Genomic DNA, 22,302 nt, shown 5'->3' with positions numbered 1-22,302 from the left:
CGCGGCTATGCGCCCGCCCTTGTATCCACCCTGAGCGACGTGCGCTCGCGCTGTCCCCAATTGCGCATTGCCGTTACCGTGCACGAGCCCTTCATGCCGCCCGACTCTATTCGCCTGTTTGTAATGTCGCTCTGGCAGCGCCGCCAGTTCAAAAAGCTGGGACGCCTGGCCGACCACCTCATCTTTGCGATTGAACTGTGGGTGGAGCGCTTTGACTCGTGGTTTCCGGATACGCCGTGCACGCACATCCCTGTAGGCTCTAACATGCCCCATATTGCACTCACCAAGGCCGATGCACGCGCCCGCACCGGGCTGCCTTCTGACGCCTGTGTGCTGGGCCTCTTTGGACGCGGCCACCCCTCGCGGCTCTTCGACCACATTCGTCAGGGCATGCAGCAGCTCGAAGCCGACGGCCACCGTCCCCTGCTTCTGTACATTGGACCTGGCGTAGATCGTATTCGCACTGCCTTTCCAGATGTGCGCCTCCACTGCACGGGCGCGCTCCCCGCTGCTGGCGTGTCGCATCACCTTAGCGCCATGGATGTCTACCTGGCGCCCTATCACAAGGGCGTATCTACGCGACGCGGCGCCTTCCTGGCTGGGCTCCAGCACGCGCTGCCTGTGCTTACCACCAGCGGCCCCCAAACTGACATGCTCCTGCACGACGCGGCTGGATCTGCCTTTACCATGACACCCCGCGACAACCCCGATGCCTTCGGGCAGGCCCTCACCGAAATCGTGAGCACGCCTGCGCTTCAGCATCAACTGGGGCGTGGGGCCCAGAGCTTCTACCTCGACCACTTTCAGTGGCCGGTCATCGCGTCGCAGTACGAGCGCGCGCTTGCCGTGGCTCCCATGGTTCCGCCCCCGCACCGCTACACGGCCCCGTTCACGCGCACCCGCTCCTTCACATGATTCGCACCCTTGCCGACATTGCTCGCGACCCCAAGCGGTCGCCTCTTTTAGCAGGCGGTATCATCCTCATTGCCTTTGGGATGTATGGCATGCTCTTCCTGAGCGCGCATCCGTCCGCACTCCGGCTGCTTAGCCTGTCGTACATGGGCGTAAGCGTTGTTGTAGGCGCCTGGCTCTACATCTCCAGTCCGGCGCTCTATCTCGGTTTTATCTGGTGGCTGTGGTTTCTATCGCCGTTTGTGCGGCGCATTATCGACTACCACCTGGGCTCCTTTACGCCGCCGAGCGCTGCGTTCTCGCTACTGGCTCCTTATGCCGCCACGCTTGTCATTCTGATTGATCTGCCCCGCTTTGGGCGTGTGCTTACGCGCCGCATGGGCGTGCCGCTGCTCATCTGCTTTGTGGCTATTCTGTACGGCTACCTCGTGGGAATGACCAAGGTCGATCCCTTCCGCGCCACCACGGTGCTACTCGACTGGGTGTGTCCGCTGCTCATGGCCCTGTTTGTGCTCGTGCGATGGCGGCAATACCCGCGCCTGCGGTCGGTTTTCCGTACCACGTTTATGTGGGGCGTGGCTCTGCTGGGCGCCTACGGCCTGTACCAGTTCTTTGTCGCGCCGCCGTGGGACGTGCTCTGGATGGAGGGCTCTCGCATGATTTCGCTCGGCAAGCCTGAACCGTTTGAGATTCGCGTGTTCAGCACCCTCAACTCGCCCGGCCCCTTTGCCATGGTGCTCATGTCGGGCCTGGTCTTGCTCTTTGACGGCAAGGGCCTCATCGGACGCCTCGCTCCCATTCCGGGCTACCTCGCGTTTCTGGTATCGCTCGTGCGCGGTGCATGGGGCGGCTGGGTGCTGGCCCTCTCGTATAGCATGCTGCGCCTGCAAAACGCCAGCCGTGGACGCGTCATTGCCATCCTGGTGCTCGTGTCAGCCGTCACCGTACCGCTCATTATGTCGGGCGAAATCGGGGAGCAGGCTGGTGAGCGCATGGAAACCTTCAGCAACCTTGAAAGCGATGGCAGCCTGCAAGCTCGCCAGCGCATGTACACGACCATCGGCATCGAACTGCTCTTCAGCCCCATTGGTGAGGGCCTCGGCGCACGCACCTTCGACAGCGACTTTGTGACCATCCTCTACCAGCTGGGATGGATTGGCGGCGGGCTCTATGTGCTGGGCCTCTTTCTAATGATGATTCCTGTGATCCGGGATACGCCGTCGTCAGATCGGTTTGCGATCCTGGTCTCGGGCATTGCCGTGGCCTACTTTGCTCTCATGCTCATGGGCCCCCAGGTCAGCGAAATCAAGGGCTGCGTGTTCTGGAGCTGCATGGCGTTTGCCGTGGCGGCTCGCCGCTATCACGAGGAGCACGCCGACGACGCGTCCGGCGAAGACCTCGATCGTGGCGCCGATGATCTTGCTACCAATGGATCGGACGCTGCTTCTCCCACTGCCTCTAATCGCTCGCTCACACCGTCTACATGAACATCGCGCTCTACCATACAACATTGCCTGAGCCGCATCGCAAGGTGGGGGGCGTGGAGGCGGTGGTGCATCGCCTGGCCACGGCGCTTACCGTGCACGCAGGGCTTAACGTGACGGTGCTCAGCCTCACTCCCGCACCGAGCGACGCGCCCTACCAGCACCGCCAGCTGTTTCCGACCCACCAGTGGCTGGCCGACCGCTCATGGGCGCGCTGGTTTGTGCTGCCCGCGCTCCTGAATCGGGTGGATCTGGCGGAGTACGATGTGGTGCATCTGCATGGCGATGACTGGTTCTGGATGCGCCGTGGCACCCCCTCGGTGCGAACGATGCACGGCTCTGCGCTGGACGAAGCCCGCACCGCCACCTCGCTCAAGCGTCGCCTGGCGCAGTGGGCCGTGTACCCGCTGGAGCATGTGGCAGCGCGGCGGGCAAGTCAGGTGTGGGCAATTAGTCCGCCGTGCGAGGCCCGCTACCACGCCGACCGCTGCATGCCGAACGGCGTCTCGCTCGACCGCTTTCATCCCGGCCTCAAGGCCGAGCGCCCCACGCTGCTCTTTGTGGGCACGTGGACCGGACGCAAGCGCGGGGCCTGGCTCTTTGAGCAGTTCTGCGACCACGTGCTGCCCGCCGTGCCCGAGGCCGAGCTCGTGATGGTGTCGGATACGGTGTCGGAGGCCTGCCGGGCGCACTCGAATGTGCGTGTGCTCGACCGCCCTGACGACGACACGCTCGCGGCCTGGTACCGGCGGGCCTGGGTGTTTGCGTATCCGAGCGTGTATGAGGGATTCGGCCTGCCGTATATCGAGGCGATGGCCAGCGGCACGCCTGTGGTGGCTTCGCCCAATCCAGGAGCCGACTATGTGCTCGATGGCGGCACGTACGGCGCACTGGTTGGCGACAGCGCGTTTGCCTCCACGCTCACGGCACTGCTTCGCGACTCCGAACGACGCCAGCACATGGCAGACCTGGGCCTGATTCGAGCATCGGAGTTTTCGTGGGCTGCGATTGCCCATCAACATGCCGCCGCCTATGCATCCCTCATAGATAAACCGTTGCAGGTCTCTTGATGGAGGCTCTTTGGCTTCGCCTAACCTATTGTTTAACGGCTGTTTCTTATGTCTACCGATCGCATTAACCTGATTTATGTGGCCAGCATTGGGCGTAGCGGTACCACGCTGTTTGAGTCGATGCTGGGCGCGCATCCGCACCTGGCTACGTGTGGCGAGGTGCATCTGTGGCCGCACGAAATTATGCTGGGCGGCGTGCGTCCGTGCGGTTCGGGCCACTATGTGCAGACGTGCCCGTTCTGGCAGGAGATGGAGGCGCGCGTGGATCCGCTGCACCAGCCGAGGCCGCAACTGCATCACTTTCGCGAGCATCACGACGGCGGGCGCACCGTGCGCTGGCGACGCTGGAACGACTTTGAGCCGGGGCCGCTTTCGCCTCGCATACAGGCGCAGATCGACCAGTACGGTGCGAACAATGAGGCGCTGTTTCGGCACTTCCGCGATCTGGTAACGGAGCGCACAGGCACGCGCCCTGAGTGGATTGTGGACGCTTCGAAAGACCCGTACCGGCTGCTGTGGCTGCTGCGATCGGGGCGATTCACCATCAAGGTGGTGCACATGGTGAAGCATCCATGCGGGTTTGCGTACTCGGTCACGAAGCCGTGGGTGCAGTCGCCGCACTGGCCGAGCGCCGTGCCGCGCCTCTACTACACCGCGCGGCAGTCTACGGCGTGGGTCATCCAGAACCACCTGTTTGGGCGGATTGCCGAACATCACCTTACGGACGATGACTACCTGCTCATGCAGTACGAAACGCTGGCCTCCGCGCCCCACGACACATTCGAGCAGGCCTGCCAGATGATCGGCGTGCCGTACGTGCCCGAAGCCGTAACCGACTTCCGCGACGGCAGCCAGTTTACCATTGCGGGCAACCCGATGCGCTACGAAGACCGCGGCATTGAGCTCGATGAGCGCTGGAAACACGACCTGCCGCCCTCCAGCCGCTCGCTGGCGCGCACCATCACCACCGTAAATCGCCGTTCGTTTGGATACGCCTGACCGTGCTCCTATGATTACAGCTACACGCCGTCATTCTGCTTCGCGCGCTCCGCTCGCCGCTCCGCCTGCGCCACTGCGCGTGTGCACCGTAGGCATGGACTGGTTTCCGGAGGCGCCTGGCAACGGCCTCGACCGCATGGTGCACGGCCTGACTACGCATTTTGCGGATGCGCAGGTAGTAGCTCGCACCTGGGTCACCGGCGAACCCCGCCAAGCAGAGCGCCCAGGTGCTGTGCGCGCCTTTGCACGCGGAAGCGACGCGCTCCCCGCCCGGCTCTGGGCAGCGCGCACACGCATCGGCACCGATCTGCAGCGCGGCGACTACGACGTGCTGGCCTGCCACTTTGCGCTGTACGGCTGGCCGCTACCCGATACCAATCTTCCCTTTGTAATGCACTTCCATGGGCCCTGGGCCCTGGAGTCCGACACCGAGGGCGACCGCTCGCTGCGCGTACGCCTGAAGCATGCCCTGGAGCGCCGCGTCTACCAACGTGCCGACCGCTTCATCGTGCTCTCCGAGGCGTTTCGCACCGTGCTGGTGCGCCGCTACGGTGTCGATTCCGATCGGGTCCACGTCGTTCCTGGCGGCGTGGATACCGATCGTTTCCATGCTGGCTTGCCTCGTGCTGCCCGTGCGGCGCTGGGGTGGCCGACCGACCGACCCATCGTGCTTACGGTGCGCCGCCTGGCGCATCGGATGGGCCTCTTTACACTGCTCGACGCCGCCGACCGCCTCCGCCACACCCACCCCGACGTGCTGGTGTGCATTGCCGGTACCGGTCCGCTCCATGATGACTTGCAGCAGGCCATCGACGAGCGCGGGCTGCACGACCATGTGCGCCTGCTCGGCTTTGTGCCCGATGCCGACCTGCCACGGGCCTACCAGGCCGCTACGCTCAGCGTGGTGCCCACCACCGCATGGGAGGGCTTCGGACTGACCACCGTCGAGTCACTGGCCTGTGGGACCCCGGTGTTTGTAACGCCTGTGGGCGGACTGCCCGAGGTGGTGCGCGGCCTGTCGCCTCGCCTCGTTTTGCCGGATACGTCGGCGGGGGCGCTGCACGAAACTCTCAGCCAGACCTTACACGGACGCCTCGCGGTGCCCGATGCGGCCACCTGTGCGTCCTACGCGCACGACCGCTTCGCCTGGCCACAGATTGCCGCCGCTACGCGCCACGTCTACAACACCGCATGCTCAGCCTGATTGCTTTCAACTTCCCCCTTGGTGACTCCAATGTCTCCCCGCATCCTCTTTGTTGACCACAGCGGCGCCCTGGGCGGGGCCGAGCTCTTTCTGCTTGATCTGGCGCGCCCGTATGCGGACACGAGTACCGTGGTGACGTTCGAACCGGGCCGTTTCACCGAGCAGCTGGAGGCGCACGGTCTGCCCCACCGTATACTCGAATCCGGCGCCGCGCTGCAACGCGTGCGCAAAAGCGGCACCTGGATGCAAGGGCTGCGCGCCCTCCCGGCACTGGCTCGCACCGCGCACGCCGTAGCCCAGCAAGCCCGGTCGTACGATGTGATCTTCGCCAACTCGCAGAAGGCGCTGCTGCCTGCCGCCTGGGCTGCCCAGCGGACCGGTACCCCACTCATCTGGATGGTGCACGACCTGCTCACGCCCGAGCACTTTGGCTGGATGCAGCGCCAGCTGGTAACGCGCATCGCCAACGCCAGCGCGGCCCTCGTGGCCGTGAACTCCCGCGCCACCGCCCGCGCCTTTGCCAAGGGCGGCGGTACCGGGCCGGTTATTGAGATTCCCAACGGACTCGACCCCGCGCCTTTCGACCGCGCCTGCCAGAAGGATCCCTTGGCACTCCGCACGGCGTTCGATCTGACCCATGATGCCCCGGTGCTGGGCGTGTTCAGCCGTCTGGCTGAGTGGAAAGGGCAGCACGTACTGCTGGAGGCACTGCACGACCTGCCCACGGCCCACGCGCTCATTGTGGGCGAAGCCGCCTTCCCCGGCGACGAGCCGTACGCCGAGCGACTGCGCACCCAGGCTGCGCATCCCGCCCTGCGCGGACGTGTGCACTTTGCCGGGCACCGGTCCGACATCCCTGAACTCATGGCCGCCTGCACGATCGTAGTGCACACCTCCACCGCCGCCGAGCCGTTCGGGCGCATGGTGGCTGAAGGACTGCTGGCTGAGCGCCCCGTGGTGGCCACCGAAGCCGGCGGCGTACCCGAAATTATTCGTCCCCAACACAGCGGACTCCTCGTGCCCCCTGGCGACGCAACCGCGCTAGCCACAGCCTGCCAATCGCTCCTCGATGACCCGGACTGGGCGGCGGCCCTCGCCCGCACCGGCGCTGCCCACGTGCGCACAGGCTATGGATTAGAGCGCATGCATGCCCAGTTTGAAGACGCGCTTCGCCGTGTGACTTTGCGTACCTATGTCAACGCGTAGTCCGTCCTCAGTTTAGCCAAACCAAATCTGCCTCCCCCATGCTTACCACGTTGAAAGACCGCGCCCTGCAAGCCAAATTTGAACTTCGCACCCGCTGTGCAGCTACGCCGTGGCTGGCTCCGCTGCATCAAGCTACGGTGTGGTGGACGCAGTGGAAGATGCGCGGACACATCGACGTGCGCGAGTGTCAGGTGCTGCCCGACACCGAACTCGTCATTGACGGGTTTCAGGGATCGGGCAATAGCTTTGCCACGGTGGCGTTCAAGTCGTGCCAGGAGCGCCCCGTGCGGCTGGCGCACCACCTGCACGCGCCGGCACAGATCATCAAGGCGGTAGAGCAGAGCGTGCCCGTGCTGGTTACGCTGCGCGACCCGGCAGATGCTGTGGTATCGCTGATTAGCCGCTGGCCGTATATCGGGTTGGAGCAGGGGATGCGCGCTTACATTCGGTTCTATGAAGCCCTTACGCCCTACCTGGATCGCATGGTAGTGAGCCCGTTCTCAATGACCACCGGCCCCATCGACCAGGTGTTCGAAGCGGTAAACGATAGGTTTGAGTGCAATTTTTCCATCTTTTCCCCAACGAGTAAAAATGTGGCACGCATTCGGTTGAAAACAACGCTCGACAGCGAGGCCGAATCAGCCCGGCGGGCCCAAAAAGAAAAATTACAAACTAAAGTTGCAGCCCCCGCCTACGAGGCGCTACGGACTCGGGCCCAGGCCATTCATGACAAATGGGACCAGTATGGGGTACAATAGTAATAGCCTACCTATCCAGGTATGCCTTATTGTACATCTTCTCATTTCGTCTTGGTATATCTTGCGCACGTTTGTGTGCTACATGCAGGCGTATCTATCCATTACCCTTCGAAAACGAACTGCGGCCCCAGATTCATCAAACACCCAAAAAGCGCTTTTGGATATCGGAGCCATTGCTCCACGCCCACGAATATACGCCAATGGTGCAGCGTGGTATGCCCCTTGAGTAGATAGTAGGTGCCGTCGAGAAGATCGCTCGGCGGATGTTCACCTGCATATATTCAACGGTTGCTATGATTAGAACCTCGTACATCTCGCAGTTGCGCTCGGCCTTACAGACGCTGTGGAAGCGCCCGGCTACTCAGGCCGTGGCTATTGTTTTCTGCTTCAGCGTACTCGCCCTGGCCGCCGCCTTTCAGCTCACGGTCGTGTCCTCGGATGCGGACGATGAGCTGGTCTTTCCTATTGAGGTGATGGGCCCTGACGGCTATACGCGTTCGGTATCGCTTCAGGTGGCGGATGCAGAGGCCGCTGCGCATGTGTACATGCGGGCGCATTCTATCGGGTACCCGTACCATCACACCGACACGCGTGGATACGACAGCGATAAGGCGTCGGTGCGGCTGAACGGCGGCGCGTGGCTCAACATCAACAACGACACGGTTGAGTGCGAAGAGCCAGAGGCCAGTGTGCGCTGCATCGACGGTCCCATGCACACGGTGCGCTTTCGCATCCCCCTGAATGACCTTGGCGATGTGCAGGAGGGGCAGAACGTGGTGCAGTTTCGCATGAACTACCCCGCCGGCGATAACGGATTCGGCGACCCGTCGATGGGCTATCGGATTCTGGCCCTCGAAGTGCAGTCGGCAGGGGATGCCAATCTTTCAGCCGGTACCCCAACAACGTGGGATGATCCTGGCACGTGGACCGCGCCCGAGGGCTTTGATAGCACGTCAGATATCGAAGCAGGACGCACCCTCTGGAACGAGCGCGATCTGCTCGTGGAGGGGTGGGACGGCCCCACTATTCGTGCTTCGTGCAATGACTGCCACGTGGATGGCGGCTACGACTTGCAGTATTTTGCGTACTCAAACTACGCCATTGAACAGCGCAGCGAGTTTCACGGACTGAGCGAAGCGCAGGGTAAGCAGATTGCGGCATACATTCGTTCCATTACCATAGAGACATCGGATGGCCAGACGATTGCCCCGCCTGGGCGCCCATGGCAGCCGCCGTATCAGCCGGGCGGCACCTCCATTGCCTCGCGCAGCGAGTCGGACCATCGCACCAGCGGCGAGTCGATGGATGCGATGGACCAGACGTACTGGGCTGCCGGCGCAGGCACCGAGTGGGTGCTGGAGCGCGACTCCGAGATGCGCGACCACGTCTTCCCGAACGGCATCACGCCCGATGCCTTCTCCATTGACGACCCATTGAACATGCGCGAAACGCCCGTCAGCCTCCAAATGCCCGACTGGAACGAGTGGCTGCCCGAGTTTCATCCGCTCGACGTGTGGGACAATGAGTTCGAGAATAGCGATGCGTGGGACTATTACGTGAACGAGGTGCCTGATCGCATCAACGAAGACCGTCCGTGGCGCGTAGAGGAGTCGGCTGAGCGTGCTGCGCAAGAGCTGTGGCGCTACCTGAAGAACGACTGGGCTCCGCCGAGCGGTGCACCTGCCCCGTACGACTACGAGATTGCACGACAAGTGCCCATGAAGTGGGGGCTGGTGAAGACGTTCGAGATCTTTCAACCCCATCACAACGAAGAGCATGCGCAGGATCTCTACAGCGAAGAGGCCGAACCTCGGCAGTGGACAAGCTTCTCGCGGGTGATGTTTGACATGGCACCGCACATTATTGGCGGCAAAGGATCCAATAATGAAATCATGGATCTGTATCACGATACGGCGTGGTACCAGCACCAGATTACGCTAAATCCCGGTTCGGCGCTGACCACTGGGTTAAAGCCGGTAGACTGGAAGTACCATTACCAGCATCTGTCGGCGGTGAATGCCCCCGAACGCCACTACTGGCGCTACCTGGTGTCGTATATGAAGATGGTACAGGTAGCGCACACGGTGCCGAATGACCACTCCGACACCGAACCAAGGGGCTGGTACATGCGCCACCTAACGCCTGCCATTGCCGACAAGGCACATTTCTGGGGCGGTCCGCTGCGCGACATGCCTGACGACGAGTACCGCCAGGCGCTCAACGTCATCATGAGCGCCTACGCCGATGGACTCGCAGCCACGGATATGAACGATTGGGCCCGCCTGGAAGACGATCAGCACGGCCTCGAACCCGAGTCGCACGTGCCACAGTACATGCACAGCTACGACCGCTTTACCTACGCCGATCACTTCTGGACCGCGCTTCAGAACTTTGGCGAGTACGGCGTGGCCTACGAGGTGCTGCACGACTTGGCCACCTGGGCGAACGAGGCCTGGCCCGAAGGCGACTGGATGGGGCACATCGCATCCTACGAAGATAATCCACCGATTGATGACGCCCCCACGGCGTCCGAACAGACCGTTGCCCTGGATGCGGGGTGGAATATCATCTCCACGCGCATGATCGACGATCCGCGCCCGATGGAGGAGGTACTGGCTCCGATTCTTGATGAGGTGATTCTCGTAAAAGACGACCGCGGACGCCCGTTTAGTCCGCACTACGACCTGGACGTGCTCGACACGTGGATGCCCGACGAAGCCTACCAGATCTACGTGACGAGCGCGGTAGACCTGCCGGTGGAAGGCACCGCACGGCCCGCCAGTGACCCGGTGGAGCTGTCGCACGGGTGGAACTTTATCCCGTACCTGCCAACGGAGCCTATGGATGTGGAAGACGCCATCGCCAGCTTGGGCGACGACCTCATCTTCATGAAGGATATGACCGGGGCGGTCTACCTGCCTGACCCCGACGACCCGATCAACACCATCGACGTGATGGGGCCCGGCAAAGGCTACATGGCCTACGTCACAGCCGATGCAACGCTGGAGTATCCAGAGGCATCTGGAGCCAGTGGGGCCAGCCAGTTGCAGGCCCTGGCGCGGTCGGCATCATCTGCCGAGGCCTCGGGCGGGTACGAGTCGGCAGCGGTGTTGGTGGCCACGGGCACGAATTGGGATCCCGACATCCGCATCTGGGTCGAAACCGATCAGGGCGAGCGTGTAGGCCATGGCCGCATTGCAGATGGAGCCCTGGTGGCCAACGTGCGCGGCCCCAGTTCGGTCTCGAATGCGCCCCATGCCCAGCGTGGCGATGCACTCACCATCTACACGCAGCACCCCAACAGCGAGCCCGAAGCGGTTGACGTACACAGCGTCCGTAATGTGCTAAGCGATACCAACGCCGATGGCCTCGTGTTTGAACCGCAGGCTGTGTACCGCGCCGATGTAGAGGCCCCGGCGTCCGCCTCAGGCTTTGCGGTTGAGGGGCACGCCCCGAATCCGGTACGCAGTCAGGCAACGCTTACCTTCACACTGCCCGAAAACACGCACGTACGCATCGAGGTGTACAACACGATTGGGCAGCGCGTGGCAACCTGGCTCGACCGCTCGATGTCGTCTGGTACGCATGAACTCGACATCAAGGCCCAAGGGCTGGCCAGCGGCACGTACTTCTACCGCGTACAGACCGATCGGCATACCGAATCGCGCCGACTAACGGTGGTGCGGTAGGGCCCCACGCTCGACCTCGTGCTGGACTTCTCACAACACACGGCATGCTGCTCCTTGCCAGGGGCCGTATGCCGTGTGCTGTAGGAGGCGTCTCCACGGATGCACTATACGATGAATGCCTATGCACCTGACACGCAGACCGTGCCAGGCCCCCCGTTTTGCCCACGAAGGGCGCAACCGAAGTATAAGATGTGCGTGCCAGATATGATCGTCTTCGTGCACCGCACAAGTCGTTCATAGTTCGTTCGCTGTCCCCGCGTTTTTAAATAGCATAGGCTGGGGGTCCTCCACGCTTATGCCACTGTCCCCACGCTCCATTCAACCCACGAGGTGTCTATGAACACAGCGACGACGCTCCGCCTTTTTGTTCTATTTTGTATCAGCCTGTGGGGAATAGGCCACGGGCCGCCCGTTTATGCGCAGTCGTCTCCGTTTACCGACTGTCCCGATGAGCCGAACGTTGACAACGCCACCGTGCAGTTTGCAAGCGATGTAGTTGTTGAGTTCCCCAATGGATCCGACGGCTTCAGCACGGGTGACGAGATCGCGTTCTTCACCGATGAAGACGTCTGTGCCGGGCGCACCGTGTGGGATGCCACCGACGATCAAAGCCGTGTCCTCTCCATTTCAGGCCCCGCTGATGCTGTTGATCCATCCGAGATCGACGGCTATGCCGATGGCGAAGCACTTCAGCTTAGCGTATGGCAGCAGAGTACCGATCGCCGCTTCGACGTAGAACCTGATGCCATTGGCTATGCCTCGTGTGGTGCAGACGATCCGCTCTGCCGCGACGACGGGCAGTACGAAAGCAATGTCATTTTCACCGTTGTGGATGTGGGAAACGGCGTGCTTCCGGTTGAACTAAGCACGTTTTCGCTTCGCCTACAGGGCGATCGCGTGCAGGCGTTGTGGCGCACGCTTAGCGAAACGAACAACAGCGGCTTTACGCTGGAGCATCGCCGCGATACCACCGGAGCGTGGCGCGACCTTGGGTTTATACCTGGCATGGGGACGACGTCTGTTCCCCAAGAGTATACCTTTACAACCGAGGCACTCGCATACGGTACGCATCAGTTTCGGCTGCTGCAACACGACCACGACGGCACCACAACAGCCGTGGCTAACAAGCAGGTTGTGCGCCACCTGACAGAGACGCCAATCGTGCTCTCGATTGCACCACAGCCCGTACGCGGGCAGGCAACGATTACCCTCACCACAGCCACGGCCCAGCGCACACGCGTCGAGCTGTTTGACATGCTTGGACGACAGATCCGCTTGCTTCACGATGGCCCACTGTCGCCGTCAACGCCGCATGTTATCTCGCTTAGCACCAATGACTTATCGTCTGGGCAGTACATGGTGCGAGTTCAAAACGGCAGCGACCGCCTCACGCAACGCATTGTCGTAGTGCGATAGTATACGGGATGCTCGGGCCCCTCAAGTAAGTAAGGCGCACAGGGGGATACGGAGCGATGGGCCTGTCCCGCAGGACATACCAACACACATTGTGCCTCTTTACAGCGTAATGGTACCTCTCAGACACCGTTCTGATAGCCTGTTTGGGGGTTGGTTTGAAGCGAGAGCGTCGCAGCGTACAGCGGCTAATCCCACACTGCCTTGTGACGTGTTTGCTTAGAGGTCCTACTGCTGTGTAACAGGAGCACTCTGCCCCGTACTCTTCCCAATTTGCCTGGTAGTTCCTATGGATCTTATAGAGCTTCCTGCATCACCTTTCACAGAATTGATTCAGATGCAATACGCAGAATAGCGGATGGCGAATAGCAGATGCGAATAGGACCAACGCCCTAACATCCTCAACTGAATATTGAGGTCGGATTATGCACAGATCAAGCCCCAGTGTTCGGGGCGGAAGGGAGCAGCGGTGTCGCTTGACTCCTCCTCATCCACCCCTCCACCCCTGCACCAATCCAAAATCCCCAATCCAAAATCCCCAATCCAAAATCCAAAATCGTTCAGGGTCCCGCATCAGCAGATGAGGCAGCGTCCACCTCATACACCGTCACCGTTACCGGGTGGCTTCTCTGGCGGGTGCCGCGGGCGGTGCGAGCCGATAGCACAACAGTGTGGCGGCCCGGTGCCAGCGTCCAGGTGCCGTCCACGGGCTCGCCGTTGACGGTCCATACTGGGTCGGTCCAGCCTGTGGGCGTGTGCCCGCGCAGATGCACCTGCTGGTGCGCGGCTCGCAGCACCGGGTCGATGATAAACCGCGTACCGGGCGTGGGGTATGTGATTTCGGGGCGTGCGGTGTCGGCCCGGGTCACGGTGCTCTCGCGAGCGGGCGGGGGAAGCGGCATGCCTTGCTCCCGCATCCAGTCATGATATTTGGGGGGATGCACCGTGTAGCGCCGCTCATCGACGTGTTGAAGCGGAGTAATCGCCGTGGCGCGCGTATCGGTGCGCTGGTCGATGCGGATGCGCTGATGCACGTCGCAGGTGTCGCGTGGGACGGTGCCGGGCTGGAAGCGCTCGGTGCGCGTGATGGGGCAGTGCGTGCTGGGGGCGTGTCCGCTGGTGGGGCAAATGGGCGCTTCGACAAGTTGGGGATGCGTTGCAAACGCGCCGCCCGGGCCGAGCATGCGCATCACGTCGTGGAAGAGCGGGCCTGCGCCGCTTACGCCACTCACGTTTTGCATCGGACTGCCGTCGAAGTTGCCGACCCACACGGCCACAGTGTGCTGCGGCGTGTAACCGACCGTCCAGTTGTCGCGGTAGTCTTTCGATGTGCCCGTTTTGACTGCCACCGGAAACGGAAGCTCCAGCGGCGTCTCGACTCCAAATCCGGGCGCACGAGCCTCCGCATCCGACATGCTGTCGGATGCGGAGAACGGAAGAAAACCGGTTGCGGCGGGTGGCGGTAGAGCCTCTGTGGAGTACGTCGGAGGAAGTGGTTTTCCGGGAGGCGGGGATTGAGCCGGGGACGATGGCCTCGCTGACGCAACTGGCCTTGGCGGTGGACGGGATGGAAGTGAAAGTGATGGAGGACAAGCCATTGGCGGAGAAGGCTTCTGCGGAAGAAGTGGCCTTGCGGAAAACGGAGAACGGAGACGAAGGATGATCGAGTTTTTCGCACGCAACCGGGTGGCGGCCAACCTGTTGATGGGGGCCATTTGTGTTTTCGGGATTATATCGGCTTTTAATCGTCTGACCCTTGAGGTGTTTCCGACGGTGGAGGCGGACGTGGTGAACGTGACGGTGGCGTACCCGGGATCGACGCCGACGGAGATTGAGGAATCGGTGGGGATCCGGGTAGAGGAGGCGATCCAGGATTTGGAAGCGATCGACCGGTTGATTACGAACGCGCGGGAAGGAACGGTGACGGTGACAGCGGAAGTGCGGCGTGGATACAGTGCGCGGGATTTGCTGGACGACATCAAGAACCGGGTGGATTCGATCAGCACCTTTCCGGAGGATATTGAGCGACCGATTGTGGAGCAGCCGGCAGTCTCGGAGCGGGTGTTGAACATTGTGCTTTCGGGTCCTCTGACGGAGCGGGACTTAAAGAAGCTGGGGGAACGGGTACGGGATGAGATCACCAATCTGCCCGGGGTGACGCAAGTGGGCTTACGCGGGGCGCGACCCTACGAAGTGGCGATAGAAGTATCGGAAAATGCGCTACAGGCCTATGGATTGACCTTTGCGGACGTGGCGGCGGCGGTCCAGGAATCCTCGTTGGATTTATCGGCGGGACGGATCCGGACACGGGGCGGGGATATTTTGCTGCGGACGGACGAGCAGGCTTATATCGGGAGTGAATTTGAAAAGATCGTTGTGGTAAGCCGGGCGGACGGGACCCGTTTGACGCTGGCGGACATCGCGGAGGTGAACGACGGCTTTGACGAGAACGTGATGTATTCGGAATTCAATGGCAACCGAGCGGTGATGGTGGATGTGTTCCGGGTGGGGGATCAGGACGTTATTGCGATAGCGGGGACGGTTAAGGAATATCTGGAGCGGGCGGCGCCGCGCTTGCCGGACGGGGTGGAACTGACGGTCTGGAACGATTGGTCGGAGACGATTAAGGACCGGTTGGACACTTTGACAGGCAGTCTGCTGTGGGGAGGGGTTTTGGTTTTCATCATTCTGACGATGTTCCTGCGTTTTTCGGTGGCGATCTTTGTGGCATTGGGGGTGCCGGTGAGTTTCATGGGCGGTTTGGCGCTGATGCCGATCCTTGATATTTCGCTCAATCTCCTGTCGATGTTCGCCTTTATCATGGTATTGGGGATCGTGGTGGACGATGCGATCGTGACGGGGGAGAATATTTTCAATCATCTACGGCGCGGGGGAGACCCGACGGAGGCGGCGATCCGGGGGACGCAGGAAGTGAACATTCCGGTGACATTCGGGGTGATTACGACGATGATAGCCTTTGTGCCGCTAATGCTGTTGCCTGGTCGTCGGGGTGATTTCTTTTCGGTGATTGCGGTCATTGTGATCGTGGTGCTGGCCTTTTCCCTGGTTCAATCGAAGTTGGTATTGCCGGCGCACATGAGTTTGTTGGGAGGGCTGGGCAAGAAAGGCAGGCAGTTGAACGGGCTGCAGCGATTCCAGCTGATATTTGCGGACGGACTGGAGACCCTGATCCGAAAAGTATACCGTCCGCTCCTGCACATTGCCATTAAATATCGCTACAGCACAGCTACGTTGTTTCTGGTGATACTGGTATTATCGCTGGCGCTGATGGGGACGGGGCGGTTGAAGTTCTTTTTCTTTCCGCGGGTGGAGAGTGACAACGTGACGGTGCGACTGGACATGCCGATCGGAACGCCGGTGGAAGTGACGGAACGCTACGTGCAGCGGATTGCGGAAGGAGGCCGGGCGACGCAGGCGGATTTCAATGAACGATTCGGGGAAGGGACGGTACGGAATTTACTGATGACGGTGGGCGGGCAGCCCTTTGGGAGTCGTCGATTCGGGGGCAGCGGGGGCCAGAGCCACCAAGGGGAAGTGATACTTGAACTGGCTCCCGGGGAGATCCGGGACCCGGAGGTTTCGGCTTACGGCGTGGCGGGGGCATGGCGGGAACGGGTGGGGCCGGTACCGGGCGGGGAAGTGGCGTATTTGTTTTCGCGGGCGGGATCGGAATCGCCGATCGACGTACAACTGGCGGGACCGGACTTTGGTGTACTTGAGCAATTATCGGCGCAGATCCAGGAGCGTCTTGGGAGCTATCCCGGGATCGTGGACATTGCGGATTCCTTTGAGTCGGGCAAAGACGAGCTGCAACTGAACCTAAAGCCGGCGGCGCGGAACCTTGGTTTGACGACGCGGGAACTGGCGCGGCAAGTCCGGCAAGCTTTTTTCGGGCTGGAGGCGCAGCGGATGCAGCGTGGTCGGGATGATGTGCGCGTGATGGTGCGGTATCCGCGATCAGAACGGGAAAGTCTGGCGAACCTTGAGCGGATGCGCATCCGCACGGCTGACGGGAACGAAGTGCCCTTCACAGAGGTGGCGGAGGCGCATTGGGGGAAGAGCCTGCCGACGATCCGGCGGGTGGACCGGAACCGGACCTTGAACGTGACGGCGGACATTGAACGCGGGGTGGGCGACGTGGAGGCGGTGAAGGCGGACCTGACGGAGAGCTACCTGCCGGCACTGCTGCAGAGGTATCCGGAAGTCAGCTACAGTTTGGAAGGGGAGGCGCGGGAGCAGCGGGAGAGTTTCGCCAGTCTGCGGTATGGCGTCCTGCTGGTTTTGTTCGGGATATATGCGATGTTGGCCTTGGTATTCCGGTCCTACAGCCAGCCCTTCATCATCATGCTGATCATTCCCTTCAGCGTGATCGGGGCGATTGGATTTCATGCCATTCGCGGGGACACGCTGAGCATTATGTCGATACTGGGGATGCTGGCCCTTGTGGGAGTAGTGGTTAACGACAGTCTGGTGTTAGTGGATTATGTGAACCAAAAGCGGGCGCGGGGGTCGAGCCTGCTGGCGGCGATATCGCGTGCGGGGGTGGCGCGTTTCCGGCCTATTCTGCTGACCTCGCTGACGACGATCGCGGGGTTGACGCCCTTATTGCTGGAGAAGAGCCGGCAGGCGCAGTGGTTGATACCGATGGCGGTTTCGCTGGCCGGGGGCATTGCTTTCGCGACAGTGCTGACCCTGTTTATGGTGCCGATGTTGTATTTAATTTTCGAGGACATCGGGCGGTTCAGCCGCCGTTGTTTCCGCTGGTGGCTTGGCAAGCCCGGCGTGGTGGTGAGTGGAAAAGCGGAAGCGAACCGACTGCCTACCTGAAATTGGGTAGCGGGGCCCGTTGACGGGGCGGACGGGGCGCGGAGAATGCCTTTTCATGCGACGAGGCAGACTGTTTGGCGGGAGGAAGGCCGGCCCGGCTACCGTTACCTGGCGTTGGTGGTTGCGTGCGGGCAGCCGGTTGGGAGCGGGCGTAGCGGCGGGGGAAGTGTGGCCAGCGGGGACTGCGGCAGGAGATGCCTTGCGGCGAGGGGAAGGTATTGCAGAGGCCCTGCGAGGGTCGGGCTGGCGTTTGCCACGCGAGCTATGGGCCGTTTTGGAATCGGGGGAGCGGACGGGGCGATTGGCGGAGAGCCTGACGGAAATCGGGGAGACGCTGGCGCGTCGGGAGCAAATGCGGCGGGAAGTGCAATCGCAGCTCAGTTATCCCGTGTTATTGGTGGCAGCGGGTACGGGCGTGATGGCTTTACTGGTGGGGTGGGTGATTCCACGGATGCGGGAATTGTTAGGGGGCCTGTTGCCCGGGGGCGAGTTGCCCTTCTGGACGGAGCATGTCGGGTTGGTTTATGGGGGGCTTTTGACGGGCGGGATGGGATTATTTTTGGTGCTGGCGGGGGCAGCGGTTGTATGGGAGCGAATCGGTCGTCATCGGCTTGGCTGGAGTACGGCCTGGGAATGGTTCTGGCGAAGGATACCCGGATGGGGGCGCTATCGATTCCGGGCACGGGAAGTTCGGTTGCTGCGGGTATGGGGAACGCTGGTGGGGGGTGGCTGGACGGTGGCGCGGGCGCTGGAGATGATGGCGCAGTCGTGCCCGGCGCGGTGGGAGCGGGAGCAACTGGAGCAATTGCGGGCGCGATTACTGATGGGAAGTTCCTTTGGCGAGGCCCTTGGGCATTGTGCCTTGGTAGGGGAGGAAGACCGTGCCTTATTGGAGGCGGGGCAGGAGAGTGGCCGTCTGGAGGAATTTTTAGAGCGGGTGGCGGTGGATCTGGAACGGCAGAACCGCTGGGTGCGGGAGAGTTGGGTGCGTTTGCTGGAACCGGTTTTTCTGGCGGGGTTAACGCTGGCGGTGGGAGGATTGCTGGTGGCTTATTTTTTGCCTTTGGTGCAGCTGATGGAGGGAGCGGGATTTTGAGGGGGCGGCGTCATTGAGCGGTTGACGCAATCGAACGGAAGCCTTTGCAGATAAGGGTGAAATCAGAAACGAATCACTATGCCTATTTACGAATTTTATTCTCCGGACAATCATAAGATTTATTCCTTTTTTGCGCGCAGCCTGAGCGATCGGGACGTGGTGCCGCAGTGCCCGGACAACCGCGAATACCGGATGGAGCGGGTGATGTCGTCCTTTGCGGTAACGGGGCGGGCGGAAGAGGAGACGGAAGGTGGTGGCGGGGAAGAGGACGATCCGCGCATGGAAGCGGCGATGGCGGAGATGGAGCGGGAGATGGCGGGGATGGATGAGGAAAACCCGGATCCGCGGCGGATGGGGCATTTGATGCGCCGGATGTCGGAATTAACGGGGGAGAAGTTGCCGGAACCGATGGAGGAGATGGTACGGCGTCTGGAGGCGGGGGAAGACCCGGACAAGTTGGAGGAGGAATTCGGCGATATGGAAGATATGGATGATTTCGGGGAGGACGGTGGCGGCGGGGATAGTGAAGAGGCGCGGGAGGAGATGAGCCCGGCGCGCTGGCGTGCTTTGATGCGGCGGCGGCGCGAACCGGCGCGGGATCCCGAGCTTTATGAGCTGCGGGATTATGTGGATTGACGGGGCGCGCGGGATTGGGGGCTACACCGGTTGATCGCCGAGGCAGGTTTCGACGAGGCGGGCCGTGCTGATCCACGGGTGGTCGGTGGGGACGATACGGGTTTTGCCGGCGACCTCTTTAAGGGGGATTGGTTCGCAGCGATTACCTTTGACAGCGACCATGGTATTGAAGTGCCGATCGGCGAGCAGTTGGCCGGCCATGGTACCGAGGCGGGTACAGAGGAGGCGGTCGAAGGCGGTGGGGGAGCCGCCCCGTTGGACATGGCCCAGCGAGGTAACGCGGGCTTCGACGCCGGTGAGGGTTTGCAGTTCGCGGGCAATGCGGTTGGCGACCGGTTCCTGGACGAGATGGAGGCCGTCGTTGCGGGCCTTTTTGACCAAATCGGTTTCGCTGGAGGATTTTTTCGCTTTCTTGCCCGCCTTTTTGGAAGATGTATGGGGAGCCGAAGGTTGAACGCCTTCGGCGACGGCGAGGATGGAGAACCGTTTTCCGTGGGCGCGTCGGTTGAGGAGGCTTTCCGCGATGGCGTCGAGCTTGTAGGGAATTTCGGGGATGAGGATGACATCGGCGCCACCGGCGATTCCGGAGCCGAGGCAAAGCCAACCGGCGTCGTGCCCCATGATTTCGCAAACGATAAAGCGATGGTGGCTGGTGGCGGTGGTATGGAGGCGATCGATGGCCTCCGTGGCGATGGCCATGGCGGAGTCGAAACCGAAGGTAATTTCGGTTTTGGCGACATCGTTATCGATCGTTTTGGGGAGAGTGAGGACGTTGATGCCGGCCTTGTGGAGGCGGTAGGCGTTTTTCTGGGTACCATTGCCGCCGAGGCAGACGAGGCAATCGAGGCGGAGCTTTTCGTAATTGGCGACGGCGACCTCGGTCATGTCCATGATGGTATCACCCATGAGCATTTTGTGGGGTTTATCGCGACTACTGCCGAGGAAGGTACCGCCTTGGGTGAGGATGCCACTGACATCGATATTTTCGATGGGGGTGACGCGATTTTCGACGAGACCGCGAAAGCCGTCCTGAATGCCGAGGACCTTCCAACCGTAATGCATGGCGGCCTTGGCGACGCCGCGGATGACCGCGTTGAGGCCGGGGCAATCGCCTCCGGCGGTGAGGATACCGATGGTGCCTGCGGATTTTGCCATGATAAGAGGGAGGGATATGGAAAGCGGAGGCCGATGGCAAGAGTGAGGTGGCATTGCGTAGGCGGGAAACGATGGGCGGCAATGGCAGTTGGCCTGATGAAGCGGGTTCGAGATGGATACGTCCGTAACGGGATTATGACAGAGTGGGCGGGATTTGCTCTTGAGCGCGGCGGAGGGTGGATCAGGGTTACAGCATGAGCAAGCAGGATGATTTTAGAGAAAACAGGACTGGGGAGACGGAGGCGACATTGCGCGGGGCGGGACGTTCCGGCGCCTGTGGCGGAGGCGGCCATTCTTCCCGGCGGGAATTTTTGAAGACGGCGATGGTTTCGGGGATGGGGGTAGGCATGCTGACAGCGGCGCCGCAGGTGGTGGCGGGCAAGGCCGTGGCGGAAGGGAAGGCGAAGAACCTGATTCTGATGGTGGCGGACGGCATGAACCTTGGAACGCTGTCATTGGCCAACCACTACAAGAAGCGAAACACGGGAACCGGGACCACCTGGATGAGCCTTTATGAGTGGCCGGGGGTACGCCGGAGCCTTGTGGAAACGTGGTCGGCCAATTCGCTGGTGACGGATTCGGCGGCGGCTGGATCGGCCTGGGGGATCGGGGAGCGCGTGAATAACGGTTCGATCAATGTGACGCCGGACGGGCGGCGCCCGGTACCCGCGTGGGTGCTGGCAAAGCAGGCTGGGAAGTTGACGGGATTGGTGACGACAACGCGGATGAGCCATGCGACGCCTGCGAGTTTTGCGACCAACGTGGACCACCGGGACGAGGAGGACAGAATTGCGGAGCAATACCGGGAGCGGGGAATGGATGTATTACTGGGCGGGGGCTCGGAGCATTTTGCCGCAGAGAAGCGCAAGGACGGGAAAGATTTATGGGAACTGTATGGGAAGGATGGGTACACGGTATTGCGGGACCGGTCGGCCTTGCGGGCGTGGTCCGGAAGCGGGCGGGTGCTGGGTATTTTCGGGGAAGATCATCTTCCCTATGCCCTTGACCTTGAGCATGACCCGGAACTGCGGCGGCAGGTACCGAGCCTTGAGGAGATGACGGAGGCGGCATTGGAGAAATTGAAGGGAGGGCGCGATGGTTTTGTATTAATGGTGGAAGGGGGCCGAGTGGACCATGCGGGGCATGCGAATGACGCGGCGGGCATTCTGCGGGAGCAACTGGCCTTTGATGAGGCGGTGGCGGCGGGGCGGCGCTTTGTGGAGAAGAATCCCGATACCCTTTTGATTGTGACGACAGATCATGGAACCGGCGGGGCGATGTTAAACGGCGTGGGGCCTGCGTATTTGGGAACGAACGACGCTTTTGGGATGGTGGATACGGCACGGCATTCCTTCGAGTACATGTTTCCCCGCCTTGTGGCGAAAGAGGCGAATTTGGAAGAAGTCCTTGAGGCATCCCTTGGTTTTGTGCCGGGGAAAGACTTTGTGGATTCGCTGGCCGAGAGGGTGAAGCGGGTGCGTTCCGGGGAGATGAGTGCGCGGAAGCTGGCAGGTTATTTGGCGGAACCGGTGGGGAAGCGGACGGGGATCCACTTCACGAGCCAGAATCACACGGCGGACCTTGTTGAATTGGTGGCGGTGGGACCGGGAAGTGAGACCATTCCGCCGGCGCTGGAAAATTGGCAGCTGCATGAAGTCTACATGCGGGCGCTGGGCATTGGATAAAGGGCGGATCCGCGGCTTGTCCGCGTGCTGCGGGGGCTGGTGGCGGCCCCGCGCGAGGCGGGGCCCTACATTCTAACGTAGTCAAATTCAGGTAGGGCCGCAGCCTGCCCGCGTGCCGCGGGGCCTGGTGGCGGCCCCGCGCGAGGC

At 61.6% G+C, this 22,302-nt stretch carries 16 protein-coding genes; 14 read left to right on the top strand and 2 right to left on the bottom strand.

The window, feature by feature from the left end:
* The 9 genes from R6U20_RS03240 to R6U20_RS03200 form a co-directional block, all read left to right on the top strand.
* On the top strand, nucleotides 1-915 hold a 915-nt coding region (locus R6U20_RS03240; protein WP_410336435.1), incomplete at its 5' end, for a hypothetical protein.
* The gene (locus R6U20_RS03235; RefSeq protein ID WP_410336434.1) at nucleotides 912-2,399 is read left to right on the top strand and encodes a hypothetical protein; all 1,488 of its coding nucleotides are present in this window, start codon (nucleotides 912-914) and stop codon (nucleotides 2,397-2,399) included. The genes R6U20_RS03240 and R6U20_RS03235, both read left to right, overlap by 4 nt.
* The gene (locus R6U20_RS03230) at nucleotides 2,396-3,466 is read left to right on the top strand and encodes a glycosyltransferase family 4 protein (RefSeq protein WP_410336433.1); all 1,071 of its coding nucleotides are present in this window, start codon (nucleotides 2,396-2,398) and stop codon (nucleotides 3,464-3,466) included. The genes R6U20_RS03235 and R6U20_RS03230 overlap by 4 nt, the downstream gene beginning before the upstream one ends.
* 48 nt (nucleotides 3,467-3,514) lie before the next feature.
* Entirely contained in the window at nucleotides 3,515-4,465 is a 951-nt protein-coding gene (locus R6U20_RS03225; protein ID WP_410336432.1) for a sulfotransferase, read from the top strand.
* Nucleotides 4,466-4,475: 10 nt separating this feature from the next.
* Nucleotides 4,476-5,669, top strand: coding sequence for a glycosyltransferase family 4 protein (locus R6U20_RS03220; protein WP_410336431.1), 1,194 nt, complete (start codon nucleotides 4,476-4,478; stop codon nucleotides 5,667-5,669).
* Nucleotides 5,670-5,699: 30 nt separating this feature from the next.
* Nucleotides 5,700-6,875: a glycosyltransferase family 4 protein gene (locus R6U20_RS03215; protein WP_410336430.1), complete on the top strand. Its 1,176-nt coding sequence runs from the start codon at nucleotides 5,700-5,702 to the stop codon at nucleotides 6,873-6,875.
* 38 nt (nucleotides 6,876-6,913) lie between these two features.
* Nucleotides 6,914-7,633: a hypothetical protein gene (locus R6U20_RS03210; RefSeq protein ID WP_410336429.1), complete on the top strand. Its 720-nt coding sequence runs from the start codon at nucleotides 6,914-6,916 to the stop codon at nucleotides 7,631-7,633.
* Nucleotides 7,634-7,926: 293 nt separating this feature from the next.
* Nucleotides 7,927-11,322, top strand: a complete 3,396-nt coding sequence (locus R6U20_RS03205; protein WP_410336428.1) for a T9SS type A sorting domain-containing protein — start codon at nucleotides 7,927-7,929, stop codon at nucleotides 11,320-11,322.
* 336 nt (nucleotides 11,323-11,658) lie between these two features.
* The gene (locus R6U20_RS03200; protein ID WP_410336427.1) at nucleotides 11,659-12,738 is read left to right on the top strand and encodes a T9SS type A sorting domain-containing protein; all 1,080 of its coding nucleotides are present in this window, start codon (nucleotides 11,659-11,661) and stop codon (nucleotides 12,736-12,738) included.
* Between the two features lie 557 nt (nucleotides 12,739-13,295).
* Here R6U20_RS03200 and R6U20_RS03195 read toward each other — a convergent pair.
* Nucleotides 13,296-14,150 (bottom strand): hypothetical protein, encoded by an 855-nt coding sequence (locus tag R6U20_RS03195; RefSeq protein WP_410336426.1) that lies wholly within the window; start codon nucleotides 14,148-14,150, stop codon nucleotides 13,296-13,298.
* 113 nt (nucleotides 14,151-14,263) lie between these two features.
* On the opposite strand from R6U20_RS03195, the gene R6U20_RS03190 reads away from it, so the two are divergent.
* From R6U20_RS03190 to R6U20_RS03175, 4 genes are all read left to right on the top strand, one after another.
* Entirely contained in the window at nucleotides 14,264-14,398 is a 135-nt protein-coding gene (locus R6U20_RS03190) for a hypothetical protein (RefSeq protein ID WP_410336425.1), read from the top strand.
* The gene (locus R6U20_RS03185) at nucleotides 14,395-17,583 is read left to right on the top strand and encodes an efflux RND transporter permease subunit (RefSeq protein WP_410336424.1); all 3,189 of its coding nucleotides are present in this window, start codon (nucleotides 14,395-14,397) and stop codon (nucleotides 17,581-17,583) included. Before R6U20_RS03190 ends, R6U20_RS03185 begins: the two co-directional genes overlap by 4 nt.
* Nucleotides 17,584-17,638: 55 nt before the next feature.
* Nucleotides 17,639-18,679, top strand: a complete 1,041-nt coding sequence (locus R6U20_RS03180) for a type II secretion system F family protein (protein WP_410336423.1) — start codon at nucleotides 17,639-17,641, stop codon at nucleotides 18,677-18,679.
* A gap of 78 nt (nucleotides 18,680-18,757) precedes the next feature.
* Entirely contained in the window at nucleotides 18,758-19,315 is a 558-nt protein-coding gene (locus tag R6U20_RS03175) for a cytochrome C (RefSeq protein ID WP_410336422.1), read from the top strand.
* A 21-nt stretch (nucleotides 19,316-19,336) separates the two neighbouring features.
* Here the strand turns inward: R6U20_RS03175 and R6U20_RS03170 are convergent, their stop codons facing one another.
* On the bottom strand, nucleotides 19,337-20,470 hold the full coding sequence (locus tag R6U20_RS03170) for a 6-phosphofructokinase (RefSeq protein ID WP_410336421.1): 1,134 nt from the start codon (nucleotides 20,468-20,470) through the stop codon (nucleotides 19,337-19,339).
* A gap of 194 nt (nucleotides 20,471-20,664) precedes the next feature.
* Here R6U20_RS03170 and R6U20_RS03165 point away from each other — a divergent pair, with 194 nt between their 5' ends.
* Nucleotides 20,665-22,155 carry an alkaline phosphatase gene (locus R6U20_RS03165; protein WP_410336420.1) on the top strand — a complete coding sequence of 497 codons (1,491 nt, stop codon included), beginning with the start codon at nucleotides 20,665-20,667 and terminating at the stop codon, nucleotides 22,153-22,155.
* Nucleotides 22,156-22,302 lie beyond the last annotated feature (147 nt).

This window comes from Longimonas sp. (assembly GCF_046498435.1).
In the GTDB taxonomy this organism is placed as follows: domain Bacteria; phylum Bacteroidota; class Rhodothermia; order Rhodothermales; family Salinibacteraceae; genus Longimonas.
Note: the sequence above shows the minus strand (reverse complement) of the source record. Positions and strands in the feature narration are given on the sequence as shown.